Genomic DNA, 17,479 nt, shown 5'->3' on the forward strand with positions numbered 1-17,479 from the left:
GGTTGATTTCACATAAGAGCATATCAAAGAATATCATAATATGAAATACTGGATAGGAATCCAGCGCTAATGTTTTCTATTTATTTTGTTTCATCAGGTGACCAACCTAATCCTATTTGTCTGTTATAAAACCGATAATAAGAGACAATACAATCTATACTATCACCTTCTTTTGCCCAAGTATAAAAGTCGCTAGGTAGTTTCTCTCCTTCATTAAAATTAGAGTGTCCAATATCTATAAGCCCAATAAATGGGAAGTTTAAATCAACAAAAATTCCGAAAGGATTAACTTTAAGTATCTTACCCTTTAGTTTAGTACCTTCTTTAATAGTTGAAATTAAATCATAAAAGTCTTTATATAATTTTATCTCGGTTTCGTCTAAATCATTTGGATGGGCACTTAGATATAAGGTTTGATCAGCAAAGTTTTTCACAACCATTTCAATATATGTTCCTTTTTGAGGTACAATTTCATTTGTTAGATTCAAATCATATTGTGTACTATCATATACCAGTATTGATTTGTATTTAGAGTTTGTTTCAACCTCTACTTGATATGTTACAAAATCCTGATATTCAAATCGTTCAAATCCTATAACTACGCCAGAAATGCGTTGTCCAACTTTATGCGTACTTTTAAGTATTTCGTATGAATCCATTCTTTATTAAATGATTGTGAACAAGCGTAACTATAACTACCACCATAAAACTATCCTTTTATCGCCAATAACTCGACCTTTCCACAAAAAAAGAGGTTGGCAGATTATCCCAACCTCTAGTACTGCTGAAGTATTGATTTTCGCTCGCAACGAAAAAATAGTTACTCCTTATCTTATTGAATTTCTGCCAATAAAAGCGCTTTGCAGTGCTGTTATTGCTGTCCTCCTTAGGCTTATATTTCTTTTCTTTAACCAAGAAGTGATTAAAGTCTGTTGATTCCTCCTGCGCTCACACCACAACCAATACTGGTGGTATTACTTGTGGCATTGTTGTTATTGGTGTTGCTTTCTCCTCCACCCGATACTTGTGCTGTGATGGTAAAAGCACCCAAAGTTGTTGGTTTTACCGTCAATGGGAAATTAATACTTCCACTTGCTGGCACATTCGGTGCGGGATTGGTACAGATGACTGTTGTTGTACCAGAGGATGTACCTGCAACGGCGCATGTCCAGCCATTGCCTCCTCCACTATTGAATGTCAAACCTGCGGGCAAACTAAAACTTTCTGACACAATTCCTGAACTAAGGCCTGAGCCTACATTCATGACACTGACGGTATAACTGTAAGCTGTATTGGGAGCACCAGAAGATGGTGCAGTCAATGACGTCATTAAGTCGGGTATGAGAGCTGTAAGACAGGCAGCGGGTCCGCCATAATTATCTTTGTAGGCATCGGCAAGACTTTCTTTAATCCTTGATAGGTAGATAGAGCAATCAGTATTTAACAAGGCTGTTCCCGAACGGCTTGGCAAATCTATGCCATTTTGATACATGCGAATATTTCCTAAACAATTTTGTAGTCTAAAACGAAACAAGGGAATTTCAACGTCTTTTGTGATCGTATTTGTAAGTCGTGGTGAACCAGTCATTCCTATAAAAGCATACTCTGTATTAGCATCGTAGGTAGATCTCTGAATAGTCCACAAATATGAACCAAGATTGTCTGAAGGTACTAAATCTTCAATACTTCCTAGGAGGTTAAGTACCGTTGAGCCTGAATAAGAAATTGGAGAGAACGTTCCTATGGGGGCAACTACCGTAAATTGTATGGTAGAAATGTTGTTACTGGGACTTACAGAACTCAGCGTAGTATCCGACTTCATGGTTCCATAATAGTAGCCATCTGGGCGTAACTCTATTTTAAAACTAATATGAGGATTCACTAATTTTTGAGCAAAAGTAGTTTTGTAGCTTAGTGTAAGTCCTATTAGAAGGAATAAATAATGTAGAAACGTTTTCATAAGATTTTATCAATTTGATGTTTTTTGAACTACACAAAACATGCCGAATACATTTTAATAGGTTTTTGGGTACCAGCCCTTTAAAAAAAGAAGCTAATACCCTAACCAATTTTTTTATTTAGCGATTTTATATAATGTTGTTAATTTTTAAAGATTAACGTACTTAAACAGACAGCGTAAAGACTGTGTGGTTTTTAGAAAAAAGCTAAACGGCTCAGCTTTTTTAAGATAGATATTTAAGGTAATTGCTGAAAAATAATAAAATTATTTAGCTTTTCAGCGTTTTCAGGGTGTGTAAATATTTCGTTGAATAATAAATTTATATCATTGTTTGGTCCTTGTAAAATGGTATTTCCATCCAGATTTAAGTCTGCTCGCAAGTACCCATTTACCATATAATTATTGAGGCTTTCGGTATTGTTTGGATCTGTCAAAATTACACTTCCTACAAAGGTTCTATCATTGTTAGGGCCTTGGTAAATGACAAATCTATCAGGACTGGCATTACCTCCCCACAGTGCACGAATACCTCCAACATCCATCATCGGATAAGCACTAAATTCTGGATCTGTATTTGGTTTTGTATATATGCTTACACTTGGGCTAGTAAAATCAATCAAATTGAAACAAGCATCGGACAGTGGATAACTCAAAGCGCTCATCACAGCCAAATGATTACGGTGACGAATGGCGATATAATAACTGTTATTACTTATATTCATGAGCCTCAAACAACTTACCCCATCTACATCGACAATATCTCCATCTCGCTGTATGAGTCCCGAGCGACTCGACAATATAATTGCGGGATTATTTTTATCTCGTAACTCTACAGAAACCCAATCCACAATAGCGTTGTTTCCTGTTACAGCCAGAACATCCGACGTCGTAATTTCGTCTGGACCTATGTGCGGAATATCGGCGTAAGCTCCTTTCCCATAAGGTTGTACCAGAGGTATTAGCCCTTGTGAACGCAAATTGTCCAGCATTAGTCCATCGGTAGGATTATAAGCTCCTTTGAGGAAAACTTTTAAAGTTACTCTTACCGAAAATTGTGCCACAAAAGTCGTCGTAACATTTGATTGAGCCGCCGTAATTCCATTGATAGCTACAGGATCTCCTCCCCCGTACACACCTGCTTTGTTGTAAAAAGTTCCTGCCTGCAAGGCAGCTACAGTGATAGTCACAGAACTACTGCCACCAGCAGGAATACTATTGGTGCGAGTACAAGTAACCAATTGCCCCGAAGCACTACAACCCCAGCCAGTATTAACCGTTGCTGAAACCAAAGCCAAACCCATTTGAAGCGTATCTTTGATAATAATCATACCTGAGGTTGGTACCGATCCTGTATTATTTACGGTAAGGGTATAGGTAAAATTATCGAAAAGAGAATACAACCCAGAGGAAACAGCTTTTGTAATACTCAAACGTGGTGATGAACCTGTAACCGTGATATTTACAACAGCATTGGCACAAACACTAGGACTTACCGCCGTATTACAAACTTGATAATTCACCGAAACAGTTGAGCCTTGCTCAGAGGCTAGTGGCGAATACGTCATAAATCCAGTAGTCGGTGAAAAAGTAACTGTCCCTTGTGCAGTACCTCCAGAGCGAGTAATACTTAAAGTTATATTAGGTAAAAAATCGTCATTCAATAATACATTAACGGATCCAGTTGACCCAAAACTTGTGGTTAAAACATCATTATTAGCTGTTGGACTTTTAGGATTTGGATCGGTAAAGTTTGTATTCCCATCTTTATCACAGTCGCTCGTTCGCCAAGTTTGGCTTGTGTTAGCTATTACTTGATCTACAGCATTATAACTACACAAATCAAGTGGATTTGTATTGTCAGCGGTAGTGAGCGGATTTCTGTCTAAACCATTAATTTCATCTTTATTTGTTACTCCGTCACCATCACAATCGCCTGAACTTGTGGCCATCAATGTTACTTGAGTAATGTTCAAACTACAAGCACTTTTAGGATCTGTATTATCGGCTGTAGTCGCAGGGTTACCATCCAAACCTGTTGCTTCAGCGTAGTTAGTTACGCCATCGCCATCACAATCTGCATTTCGCCAAACAAGCGTAGTATTAGCAATTACTTGTCCTACGCCCCAGCTACACGGGTCATTGGCTGCTGGGTCAGAAACATCAGGATCGCCATCACCATCACTATCAGTACCGCCCGCAGCAATTGTAATAGAGGTGGTACTATTGTCATTGCCTGTTAAATTGCCTACCGTTTGTGGTCCGTTAAAACCCATGGTACCTGTAACAGTCAGAGGTCCACCGATGTTTACCCCAGTATATCCCAACACAATATGCGAACACTCACCTGGCGCAATAGCGACTGTATTTTCAAGCCTAATTGATTGACCATCATTTGATAAAACAGTCCACCCAACGAAAGTAATTGGCACTACGGTGTTTCCGACCAAACTACTTGGAAAACTAATCAGAGGACGAAGTTTACCAACTGAGGCATTACGGCTTCCCCCATCGTTATTACAAATATCGACCATTACCCGACCCAAGGCAGAGCCTTGAGTCAGCGTAGCGGGTTGATTAATAATATTTATGCTAACATCTTGTGCCTTTATTTTTACACTAAAGAGTGTCAAGCAGGCTAATAGAATGCGAATTTTCTTTAAAATATTCATAAGGCTTGCTTGGTTTTATTAGTTGGCTGTTACTTTCGTTTCAACAATATTATTGTTTACACGCTCTTCTCCTGCCGAACCATAGATGATAGTAACTGTGATATTTTGACTAGTCAAACTTGGGGTAGTAGCTTTTCGAGTAATAGTAAAGCCTACTACCTTTTTAGTATTTTGTAGAGTAACACTTCCTGCTTTGGCTGTGACGATAATTGAGTTATCATTTTCCACAAAATCCCAATCACTATTACTATTCGCCGTACCACCCAATACATTAGACAAACCTGAATTTGTAGAATAAGTAATATCAAAGCCCGAAATTTTAGCTACTCGGAAACTGATTGTTCTACCAGGCATATTAAGAATGTTATTTATTTCAAAAACATTTACAACAAAGTCTCGACTGTTGGATATGTTGGTAAATTCCAGATTATCAATTTCTGTAGTTGGGGTCAAATCAGGGAAGCCTGCATCTTTCCAAGTATTTGGCAAACCATCGACAGGGGTCAAAATACCATCACCGTCAGGGTCACAATTGCTTGAGCAGTCTACGACCCCATTATTGTCTAAATCCAAATTCGGATTAAAGCCGTTTTCTGCCAAATCAAACATTCCGTCATTGTTGCTATCTAAATCGTACGGATTCGGCAACAAGTCTAAATCAATATCTAGAGCACTCAATACCAAACCTGCAACAGCAGTAGCAGGAATACCACCCACAGAAACGATGCCATCGGCCATACCGTCGCGATTGAGGTCGATACCCAATGCTTCGTCCACGTCATTTACACCATCGTTGTCGCTATCCAAGTCTAAACGGTTAGGAATTCCATCTCCATCAATATCAGCGTTCATTTGGGCATCCTCTACGGTGTCGAGAATACCATCATTATCATCATCCAAATCTAGGCTATCAGGGATACCATCCAAGTCTGTATCAGCAGGCACAGCGATCGTTACGGTAGCAGACGCACACACGTTTGGTATTATGGCTGTATTACAAACTTGATAAATGATTGTTACTGAAGTTCCACGTTCTGAAAGTAGCGGTGTATAAGTCAATACCCCTGTTGAACCGACAATAGCGATGGTTCCTCCAGCATTTCCTCCTGTTTGAGTAATAGTTGTAGCTAGACTAGGGAGAAAATCATCATTTGTCAAGACGTTAAATATTGTTGAACTTCCAAAGTTTGCCGAGAAATTATCGTCGTTAGCTACTGCCAATTTCGGATTAGGGTCTGTGCCATTCAGATTACCATCTTTGTCACAATCTGCCAATTTCCATAGTGGACTAGTCGCAAGTAAAACTTGGTCAACTGTATTGTAACTACAACCATCCAACGGGTCTGTATTATCGGCGGTAGTAGCTAGATTATCATCCGTTCCTGTAAGTTCTTTGTAGTTAGTCACCCCATCACCATCACAGTCACTATTTTTCCAAGCCGTGGTGGTATTAGCCAAAACTTGATTGTTGCTCCATACGCAACCATTCAAAGGTTCTGGGTCTGTGTTGTTAGGGTCACCATCTCCATCGGTATCACCTGCCGCAGGTACACTGATATTCACTGTTGCCGTTGCACACACATTAGGAATCGTTGCAGTATTACACACCTGATAAACTACTGTAACATTCGTTCCTGGCTCAGAGGCATTTGGCGTGTAACTCATGATCCCCGTCAAAGCATTAAATATGACAGTACCTGTGGCTGTACCACCATTACGGCTCAAGCTTGTAGTAAGCCCTCCAATGAAATCATCATTTGCTAAGACATTGACTGTTCCAGTTATGCCAAAACTAACATTTAACACATCGTCGGCCACAAATGGCACTTTAGGGTGATTATCTGTTCCATTGAGATTTCCATCCTTATCACAATCAAGTGCCTTCCAACCTATTGAGGTATTTGCAAGCACTTGGTCTACATCATTGTAACTACAACCATCCAGTGGGTCCGTATTATCAGCAATAGTAAGTGGATCGTTGTCTGTTCCAGTAGCTTCTTTATAATTCGAAACACCATCGCCATCACAATCTGCAGTGCGCCAAGTAGTTGTAGTATTTACCAAAACTTGATTATTGCTCCACACACATGGATTGTTTGGTGCTGGGTCGGTTAAATCCAAATCACCATCACCGTCTGTATCACAGGCATTTACCGTAACAACTACTCCTGTCGAGGCTGGACTATAACAACCCAATACTGAATCATAATAAAAAGCATAATACGTACCCGCAGCAGCGGTACTCGGTGTGCTGTAGGCAGTGCCTGTATGTGCATTATTCGTAAACCACTGTATCACTGCACCAGATGGTGCGCTACCTATCGCACTTGATAAATTACCTGTCGTCGCTGGACATACATTGCTTACACTGCTACTCAACAAACTCGGTGCTACAAAACCCGCAGCATTTGCCAAACGTAATACGGCACCATATACCCTCGTCGTACCAACATCTACTCCTACCAAATTCGCAATCGTAAAGCGAACTTCGTTGAATGGCTTCGTTGCAGCAAAACCTACTACCTGTCGAGTAGAACTTAGAATAGACAAGCTGATTAATCCGCCTGCATTACTTTCTTGTAAAACCCCATTCAGATAAGTACTGACGGTAGCATTACTCAAAAGACTCGCTCCAAGAATACTTGTATTTTCTATGTCAAAACCTGCAAAAGTACCGATTGGATAAGTAGTCACAGCATCTTTTACCGATATTGATCCACTACTCAATAAACCTGCGGTTAATACAATATCTGCATAATTTGAAGTACTCGCATCTACCACATTTTGACTATTGTTAATAGAACAGCCCACGCAAGCAACTCCTCCAATACCTGTCAAACTACCATTCAAGACCGCTGGAAAACTTGGCGATACCAAATATGTATCCGTACAACTCAACGCTGGGCCTGCGCAGAAACTTTCTAGTACTACGTTGTAAACTCTCGTCGTACTCAAAATCCCTAATACATTCGTTATTTCTAGTTTTACTTCATCAAACTCCTTCGTACTGATAAAGCCTACCAATTGTTCTCCTGTGCCAGTCAAAAGTGAAGAATTAACAGACAATAATGTCCCTACTCCTGAACTCTCTTGCAAAACCCCTGCTTTGTAAGTGCGTATCGTGATGCCTGACAATAAATTCGCATCTATTAAACTAGGATTCGAGATATTAAATCCTGCAAAAGTTCCGATAGGATAAGTTGTCAGGACATCTTTTACGGCTAATGAAGCAATACTACCTACCGAGGCTGTCATCGTGATGGTGGCATAATCACTCGTGCTTGAGCTGATTACATTTTCAGCATTGTTTATCGAACATCCAACACAGGCTACACCAGTAATACCCGTCTGACTATCATCTACAATAACTGGATAAGAAGGGTTCGATACATTCGTCTGTGTATTACATACCAACGCCGAACCAGCACAGAATTTCTCGATTACGGGATAATACACCTGACCTGTAAAGCCTACACCCACCAAAGTCGTGTAAATAATACGTACCTCGTCAAAGCCTTGGGTCGTGATAAAACCTACTGTCGCCAATCCACTGCCATCTAACAAACTTGATTCTATTCCTAGCAAACTCGTCACTACATCTTTTCCTTCTACCAATACTCCATTGTTATAAGTTTCGATGCGTACCGTTGAACCTATGCTTCCGCTCAATAGGCTTGTTGAGGCTATCTTAAAACCTGCATAATATCCCGCAGGATACGTATCTGTAGCATCATTGTCTTTGACACTATAGGTCACATTACAACCTAAACCTGTCACATTAAAGCCCGCATAATTATTTAAGTCTGAATCAACCAAATTATTCGTCGAGGCGGTTGTCAAATTTACACAGCCTAATGAACTATTGGTCTTCGTGGCTGAAAGGTTCGTAAACAAACCATTCGTCAAAGGTACTTTTGTATTGCAACTCACGCCACTTGGATCTAAGCCTGTACAAGAAGTGATAAATACATCTACCTCTGCACTTGCAGCACTATAACAACCTGTGCTAGCATTATAGTAAAAGGCGTAATAAGTCCCGTCCGTTGCTGCCGTTGGTGTAGAATATGCAGTGCCTGTATGAGTATTATTCGTAAACCAAACCAAACTACTTCCCGATGGCGCTGTTCCACTTATCGCAGTAGATAAATTAGCTGTCGTAGCAGGACAAATGTTATTGATACTACTTGCACTAACTGTTGGAACAACCAAGGCCGGATCACAAGCATTTAATGGATCTGTGCCTGACAACTTCTCTGCATAATTACTAATACCATCGCCATCACAATCTGCAGTGCGCCAAGTAGTTGTAGTATTTGCCAAAACTTGATTATTACTCCACACACATGGATTGTTTGGTGCTGGGTCGGTCGTATCGAAATCACCATCACCATCTGTATCACAGGCATTTACCGTAACAACTACTCCTGTCGAGGCTGGACTATAACAACCCAATACTGAATCATAATAAAAAGCATAATATGTTCCTGCAGCAGCGGTACTCGGTGTGCTGTAGGCAGTACCTGTATGTGCATTATTGGTAAACCACTGTATCACTGCCCCTGATGGTGCGCTACCTATCGCACTTGATAAATTACCTGTCGTAGCGGGACATACATTACTTACACTACTACTCAATAAACTCGGTGCTACAAAACCCGCAGCATTTGCCAAACGTAATACGGCGCCGTACACCCTCGTCGTACCAACATCTACTCCTACCAAATTCGCAATCGTAAAACGTACTTCGTTGAATGTTTTAGTGGTTTTAAAACCTACTACCTGTCGAGTTGAACTTAGAATAGACAAGCTGATTAATCCGCCTGCATTACTTTCTTGTAAAACCCCATTCAAATAAGTACTTACCGTCGCATTACTCAGAAGACTCGCTCCTAATATGGTCGTATTTTCTATATCAAATCCTGCAAACGTTCCGATAGGATACGTCGTCACAGCGTCTTTTACCGATATCGAACCACTACTCAATAATCCTGCGGTTAATACAATATCTGCATAATTTGAAGTACTCGCATCTATCACATTTTGACTATTATTAATAGAACAGCCCACGCAAGCTACTCCTCCAATACCTGTCAAACTACCATTCAATACTGCTGGAAAACTTGGTGATACCAAATACGTATCCGTACAACTCAACGCTGGGCCTGCACAGAAACTTTCTAGTACTACGTTGTAAACTCTTGTCGTACTCAGAATCCCTAATACATTCGTTATTTCTAGTTTTACCTCATCAAATTCTTTCGTACTAATAAAGCCCACTAACTGCTCGCCTGCACCTGTCAAAAGTGAAGAATTAACAGACAATAACGTCCCTACTCCTGAACTCTCCTGCAATACACCTGCTTTGTAAGTGCGAATGGTAATACCTGATAAAAGATTCGCATTAACCAAACTCGGATTCGAAATATTAAACCCTGCAAAGGTGCCAATTGGATAAGTCGTCAAAACATCTTTTACGGAAATAGAGGCATTGCTACCCAAAGAAGCCGACATCGTAATAGTCGCATAATCACTCGTGCTTGAGCTGATTACATTTTCTGTATTGCTAATCGAACAACCTACACATGCGACACCAGTGATACCTGTCTGACTATCATCTATTACTACGGGATAAGAAGGGTTCGATACACTCGTCTGTGTGTTACATACCAACGCTGAGCCCGCACAGAATTTCTCGATTACGGGATAATACACCTGGCCTGTAAAACCTACACCAACCAAAGTCGTGTAAATAATACGTACTTCGTCAAAGCCTTGGGTCGTGATAAAACCTACCGTCGCCAATCCACTGCCATCTAACAAACTTGATTCTATTCCTAGCAAACTCGTCACTACATCTTTTCCTTCTACAAATACTCCATTGTTATATGTTTCGATACGTACCGTAGAACCAATGCTTCCGCTCAATAGGCTTGTTGAGGCTATCTTAAAACCTGCATAATATCCCGCAGGATACGTATCTGTAGCATCATTGTCTTTGACACTGTAGGTCACATTACAACCTAAACCTGTCACATTAAAGCCCGCATAATTATTTAAGTCTGAATCAACCAAATTATTCGTCGAGGCAGTCGTCAGATTCACACAACCCAACAAACTATTCGTCTTTGTTGCCGCTAGGTTCGTAAACAAACCATTCGTCAAAGGTACTTTCGTATTGCAACTCACGCCACTTGGATCTAAGCCTGTACAAGAAGTGATAAATACATCTACCTCTGCACTTGCAGCACTATAACAACCTGTCGTTGCATTGTAATAGAATGCATAATAGGTACCATTTGTCGCTGCTGTTGGCGTGGAATAAGCAGTGCCTGTATGAGCATTATTCGTAAACCAAACCAAACTACTTCCCGATGGCGCTGTTCCACTTATCGCAGTAGATAAATTAGCTGTCGTAGCAGGACAAATGTTATTGATACTACTTGCACTAACCGTTGGAACAACCAAGGCTGGGTCACAAGCATTTAATGGATCTGTACCTGCCAATTTTTCTGCATAATTACTAATACCATCGCCATCACAATCTGCAGTGCGCCAAGTAGTTGTAGTATTTGCCAAAACTTGATTATTACTCCATACACATGGATTGTTTGGTGCTGGGTCGGTTGTATCCAAATCACCATCACCGTCTGTATCACAGGCATTTACCGTAACAACCACTCCTGTCGAGGCTGGACTATAACAGCCCAATACTGAATCATAATAAAAAGCATAATACGTACCCGCAGCGGCAGTACTCGGTGTGCTGTAGGCTGTTCCTGTATGTGCATTGTTTGTAAACCACTGTATCACTGCACCAGATGGTGCGCTACCGATGGCACTTGATAAGTTTCCTGTTGTGGCAGGACATACGTTACTCACACTACTACTCAATAAACTTGGAGCTACAAAACCCGCAGCATTTGCCAAACGTAATACGGCACCATACACCCTTGTCGTACCAACATCTACTCCTACCAAATTCGCAATCGTAAAGCGAACTTCGTTGAATGTTTTAGTGGTTTTAAAACCAACTACCTGACGGGTTGAGCTCAAAATCGATAATGATATCAATCCGCCTGCATTACTTTCTTGTAACACTCCATTCAAATAAGTACTTACCGTCGCATTACTCAGAAGACTCGCTCCTAATATGGTCGTATTTTCTATGTCAAAACCTGCAAAGGTTCCGATTGGATACGTCGTCACAGCGTCTTTTACCGATATCGAACCACTACTCAATAAGCCTGCTGTCAAAACTATGTCTGCATAATTTGAAGTACTCGCATCTACCACATTTTGACTATTATTAATAGAACAGCCTACACAAGCTACTCCCCCAATACCGGTCAAACTACCATTCAATACCGCTGGAAAACTTGGCGATACCAAATACGTATCTGTACAACTCAACGCTGGGCCTGCACAGAAACTTTCTAGTACTACGTTGTAAACTCTCGTCGTACTTAGAATCCCTAATAAGTTCGCTACTTCAATCTTTACTTCATCAAAACTTTTTGTCGTAATAAAGCCAACTAATTGTTCACCAGTTCCTGTTAACAAAGAGGAATTCACCGAAAGCAAACTACTTGCAGAAGAGGTTTCTTGTAATACCCCAGCTTTATACGTTTTTAAGGTAATACCCGACAGTAAATTCGCATTAATCAAATTTGGATTCGAAATATTAAACCCTGCAAAAGTTCCGATGGGATAAGTCGTCAAAACATCTTTTACAGCTAATGACCCTACACTTCCAGCCGAAACAGCCATGGTAATAGTGGCATAATCACTAGTACTTGAGCTAATGACATTGTCAGGATTAGAGACTGAACATCCCAAACATGCAACTCCTGTGATGCCTGTTTGAGTAGCATCAATAGTGACAGGATAAGAAGGATTAGAAATATTTGTCTGGGTATTACATACCAACGCTGAACCAGCACAGAATTTCTCGATTACTGGATAATATACTTGTCCAGCAAAAAGAACGCCCGCTAAGGTTGTATATGTAATGGTTACTTCATCAAAAGGTTGGGTTGTGATAAAACCGACTGTTGTATTTCCACTTGCATCTACCAAACTTGATTCGATTCCAAGTAAGCTGGATACAACATCTTTCGTCTCAGCTTGAGATCCATTATTGTAGGTTGTGATGGTTACTTTAGCACCAACGCTTCCACTCAATAAGCTAGAGGATGATATTTTAAAACCTGCATAATAGCCTGCTGGATAAGTATCTGCCGCATCACCATCAACAACACTATATTCCATAAAACACCCTAAACCTGTGAGGGTGAAGCCCACGGTATTGGTCAAATCTGCATCTACTAGGTTAGCAGGACTACCAGAGTTTGTAACTATACATAAACCATTAGACTTACTGGCAGATAAATTTGTATACGAAGCATTCGTCCAAGGTGTTTTTGTATTACAACTTGTATTGCCTGGGTCAACGGGAATAAGATTGGCTTTTGAGGGTTTATCAGACCCTATCGCAATAGAAGGGCTACCCCAAAGAAGAAAAAGACACAGGAAAAGGACTAGACATCTGACAAAATTCTTTATCATGATGAAAATTGTTTTATAGGTTGTATGTAGCCCAACAATTCCAAACCATATTACTTAGGCACCACTTTCAAAATTTATCTTAAACAACTTTGGCGAAAGGTAGTTTGAGCAATTTGATAGAATTAAAATTATTAAGGCTTTTGGAGAAGGACACTATCTAAAATCAAATCATTCGTAGTCGCATTGCAGCACGTTCTACAAACGAATAACACTTGCATATCATCAATCCTAAAACTACTATCTGTAATTTTAGCATCGCTACATCTACTGTCTATCAGTAAATTAGCTTAAGCACCATGAAAAATACGATACATCTTTCCTACCTCAAACTCATTAGATATTGAGCAGACTAATTCCTATGAATTATTCGAAAGCAAAATAAGCTTGTGAGGTGGGCTGTGAAGAAGCGATATGAAAAGCGGACGATAGCCGTATCCTCAAATTTGATTTGAAGAGAGCATAAACCTTAAGACTAACAAAGGCGAACTTCGGCTTATAAGGGCGAAGAATTAGTAATTTTTTGATCATAGCGGATATCAAAAGGAAAATTTGTACGATACTAAACTCTTTTAAACCTTCAGGGTAAAACTCACTTCATTGCAGCATTAGGGCGAATCTTTTTAAATATTTTTTATTAAAAAGCTATGAACTACAACACAAATCAGAGTTTTACTCCATATAATTAGAACTATTAATTTTAGTTATTGAAAATGAAAAATATGCGTACGAATGATTTTTTAAATAACAATAACTTTACAACAGGGCGAACCTATAATTTACACACAAAAAAATATGCACTTGTTTGGAAAAATAATCACACATGTAAACTGAAAGTACAATTTTGAAACCAAAGCCTCCATAGAAGGCACCTCAGGGTGATAAAACACCATAAAAGGTGACAAGATGCCAATTACTAGTAGAATCAAGAAGATTTTTCCACTAGAACCAATAACACTTATTAGAATTGTAAAATATATTCTTTTATATGTTCAATAAAATATGGTCTGACAATTTTTAACTGAAAGGGTCAAAAAGATTCTCTTGTGGAAGTAGATTTAGGAGGCTTTAAAAATATGAGCAAAAATTAACAAAAGTCAAGATAATGGGCAGATAAAAGCATCCAAATCAGAACGAAAAGACCTTCCTATCTTTATTTCTTTGTTGTTTAACACCAATAAACGCTTTCCTAACTCTAATCTTTGAATGAAATCTATATTAATTAAATGAGATTTATTTATCTGAATAAACTTTTCATCTAATTCTTCTTTAAGGTTTTTAAGAGGCTTTTTTCTGGCATAAACTTTATTTTGAATCGTATGAATAAAGGTGTAATTCCCTTCGGCTTCTACATAAACAATATCAGCCAGATGAATCTTCAACACCTGCTGATTTTTGTCAATCACCTCCACATATTTATGCTGAACAGGGGGATAAATCCGTAACAAAAGGTTTATCGAAGAAAGAAAGGCATATCGATTGATGGGTTTTCCTAAAAGCAAGCATTTACCATGTTCTAAACACCTATCAAACATCTCATCATCAAGGCTATGAGACATACCAATAAAAGGTGTGCTGAGGTATTGGGGCGTTGCTATAAAATCAAAAATACCTAGACTATTTAGTTCTAATGCAACAAGAATGATGTTAGGCTGGAAGGTTTCTAACAACAAATCTATCTCGCCTATTGCGGGTGCAATAGCCAATAACTCAAAGTCATTTTGATTTAGTAATGTTTTTATAATTTCTAACGAAGACGGATCTTCTTCGATTACTAAAACTTTGACAGGCTGGCGGTTCCTAATCAATTTTTTCATACTAGTAATGAAGGTATTTATTTATGTATTGTTCCAAAACAATACAAATCAATTTTGCAATTCATAGTTGTTAGTATTTGTTTATCAAGAATAATACCAATCTAAAATTATCATGAAAAGGGCACATCCATTTTTTAGTAGCATCTTATCCTATTATTAACGCATCCTATCAAAGCAACTATTTTTTGAGTATAACCACCTTAGTTACAGTCTTTATGAATAATAATATTTACCTGATCTAAAACCTGACTATGTCCAATTCATCTCCTCGATATGATGAATTAATGCTATGGAATGATTTGCGCAATGGCGAAGAGGCAGCGCTTGCTAAACTTCTCCGCATTTATGCCAAATCTTTGATTAGCTATGGCCGCAAAATGGTCAATGACGACGCATTAATTGAAGATTGCATTCAAGAAGTATTTATTCAATTATGGCAGTACCGTCAAAATCTAAAAATTGACGTAGGCTCCGTAAAAGCCTATTTATTTGCGGCAGTACGAAGAAGAATCATTTCCGAAATCAAAAAAAATGAAACAATTTCTCTTGACGAACACTCAAGTTCTGAAAGCTATTTTGACATTGACTTTTCGATAGAAGAAAAAATCGTCAAAGACGAAACCGAGCTTCAACGTGTAAGGCTAATAAACGAACGCTTAAATCATCTTCCCAAAAGACAAAAAGAAGTTGTCTACCTCAAATTTTATAAGGAACTATCCAATCAAGAAATTGCTGAGACAATGGGAGTAAAATACCAATCTGTCAGCAACTTAGTCCATGAAGCACTCACGTTATTACGCACCCTTTTCCCTGACGAGACCATATGGTTCGGGCTATTAGTCTGGTTTTTTGAGTGGTGAACAAGTGGCAAAGGCATAAGGCACAGAGGCACAAAGTGGATTTTGTTACAACAAGTGGCAAAGGCATGAGGCACAGAGGCACAAAGTGTGTTTTGTTACAACAAGTGGCAAAGGCATAAGGCACAGAGGCACAAAGTGTGTTTTGTTACAACAAGTGGCAAAGGCATAAGGCACAGAGGCACAAAGTGTGTTTATTGAGATATACTCCTTCCCTTTATACCTCGGTATTTCCTTAAAAAAACTCTTTGTCTACCTCCTTTCCCCTCTACCACTCTGTGCCTTTGTGCCTTTGTGCCTTTGTGCCTCTCTCTGTGCCTAGACAAAAAATACTCCTTCCCTAACCCCTTCCCTCCTCAAATCAATTTTTTTTTACAAAAAAGCAGTATAAAGAAACAGAAAGTTTTCTACTGTATATAAAAGACGACTTATTACTATTTTATGAAAAAATATAGTGATTACACGATAGAAGATTTTCTCTTGGATTCAACCTTCGTAGAATGGGTGAAATCTGAGGGATATCGAAATCATTCACACCCATGGACACAATGGTCTCAACAACACCCCAGCCAGCAATACTTGGTCAAACAAGCCCGAGAGTTTATTTTGGCTACAGGCATACATGAAAAGCCGATTTCAGAAGAACAAATTGAAAGACTAATTACAAATACACATAATCGAATACAAGAAGAAGAAACGCTGGAATTTGAAATCAACGAGCATGTAGCTTGGTACCATCATAACACCTGGAAATGGTCTATTGCCGCCACAATATTCCTTCTATTTAGTGTAGGCGTGTGGTGGTATACCGACAAAAGTGTGAATCCTCAGCTGTCACACTTATCACAAAAAGCGATTGAAGAGTTAGTAACAAAAACCAATTTGAGCAGGATGAAAATGCCCATCAAATTACCCGATGGAAGTTCTTTATTATTGGAACCTAATAGTACGATTCAGTTTCCAGCAAGTTTTGATAATTCTCCTAATCGCGAAGTGTATTTGGATGGACAAGCTTTTTTTGAAGTAGTCAAAAATCCTCAACAACCCTTTTTGGTGCATGCCAAAACTACTGTTGTCAAAGTATTGGGCACTAGCTTTACAGTACAGTCTTTTAACAAAGAAAAAGAAGTAAAAGTAGTAGTAAAAACAGGTAAAGTAATGGTATATGAAAAAGAAGAGGAAGACAATAACCGAGTGACGCTATTACCCAACCAACAGGTCATTGTAGACGAACAAAATTTGATGCAAGCCACCGCTATCAGTTCCGAACAAGTTGCCGCAATTACCTCAAAAACAAGTACAGCAATAGAATTTAATGAAAGCCCCGTAGCTCAGATTTTTAAGAAACTAGAAAGTCTTTATGGCGTACATATCTATTTTGACCAAAAGTTATTAGAAGACTGCTCACTCACGACAACGCTAGGCGAAGAGCCACTATTTACTAAACTTCAAATTATTTGTGAAGCCATTGGACCTAATACCAAATTTGAAGTAGTCAACGAAAAAATCATTATCCAATCTCTAGGGTGTAACCAATAAATAAAACAATCGCAATGAAAAACCTACTTAACTCCTTCCCTCCATAGCAATAAAAAAAGGTGTATGTCGTGGTGG

7 protein-coding genes are annotated in these 17,479 nt (G+C 39.1%); 2 read left to right on the forward strand and 5 right to left on the reverse strand.

The features are described from left to right. Positions 1-80 precede the first annotated feature (80 nt). The 5 genes from QM524_RS12290 to QM524_RS12310 all read right to left on the reverse strand — a co-directional run bounded on the left by QM524_RS12290 (position 81) and on the right by QM524_RS12310 (position 15,008). Positions 81-659, reverse strand: a complete 579-nt coding sequence (locus QM524_RS12290; RefSeq protein WP_283344822.1) for a S1 domain-containing protein — start codon at positions 657-659, stop codon at positions 81-83. Positions 660-922: 263 nt separating this feature from the next. Beyond that, entirely contained in the window at positions 923-1,960 is a 1,038-nt protein-coding gene (locus QM524_RS12295; protein WP_283344823.1) for a hypothetical protein, read from the reverse strand. Positions 1,961-2,196: 236 nt separating this feature from the next. Further along, positions 2,197-4,629, reverse strand: a complete 2,433-nt coding sequence (locus QM524_RS12300) for an Ig-like domain-containing protein (protein ID WP_283344824.1) — start codon at positions 4,627-4,629, stop codon at positions 2,197-2,199. Positions 4,630-4,647: 18 nt separating this feature from the next. Next, positions 4,648-13,194 (reverse strand): Ig-like domain-containing protein, encoded by an 8,547-nt coding sequence (locus QM524_RS12305; RefSeq protein WP_283344825.1) that lies wholly within the window; start codon positions 13,192-13,194, stop codon positions 4,648-4,650. A gap of 1,094 nt (positions 13,195-14,288) precedes the next feature. After that, positions 14,289-15,008, reverse strand: a complete 720-nt coding sequence (locus tag QM524_RS12310; protein WP_283344826.1) for a LytR/AlgR family response regulator transcription factor — start codon at positions 15,006-15,008, stop codon at positions 14,289-14,291. A gap of 251 nt (positions 15,009-15,259) precedes the next feature. Between QM524_RS12310 and QM524_RS12315 the strand changes: the two genes are divergently transcribed. Both QM524_RS12315 and QM524_RS12320 read left to right on the forward strand, forming a co-directional pair. After that, positions 15,260-15,868, forward strand: coding sequence for an RNA polymerase sigma factor (locus QM524_RS12315; protein WP_283344827.1), 609 nt, complete (start codon positions 15,260-15,262; stop codon positions 15,866-15,868). Positions 15,869-16,306: 438 nt separating this feature from the next. After that, a complete protein-coding gene (locus tag QM524_RS12320) occupies positions 16,307-17,404 on the forward strand; it encodes a FecR family protein (RefSeq protein WP_283344828.1) in 1,098 nt (365 codons plus the stop codon). Positions 17,405-17,479: the final 75 nt, after the last annotated feature.

Source organism: Flectobacillus roseus (genome assembly GCF_030056595.1).
Taxonomy (GTDB): Bacteria; Bacteroidota; Bacteroidia; order Cytophagales; family Spirosomataceae; genus Flectobacillus; species Flectobacillus roseus.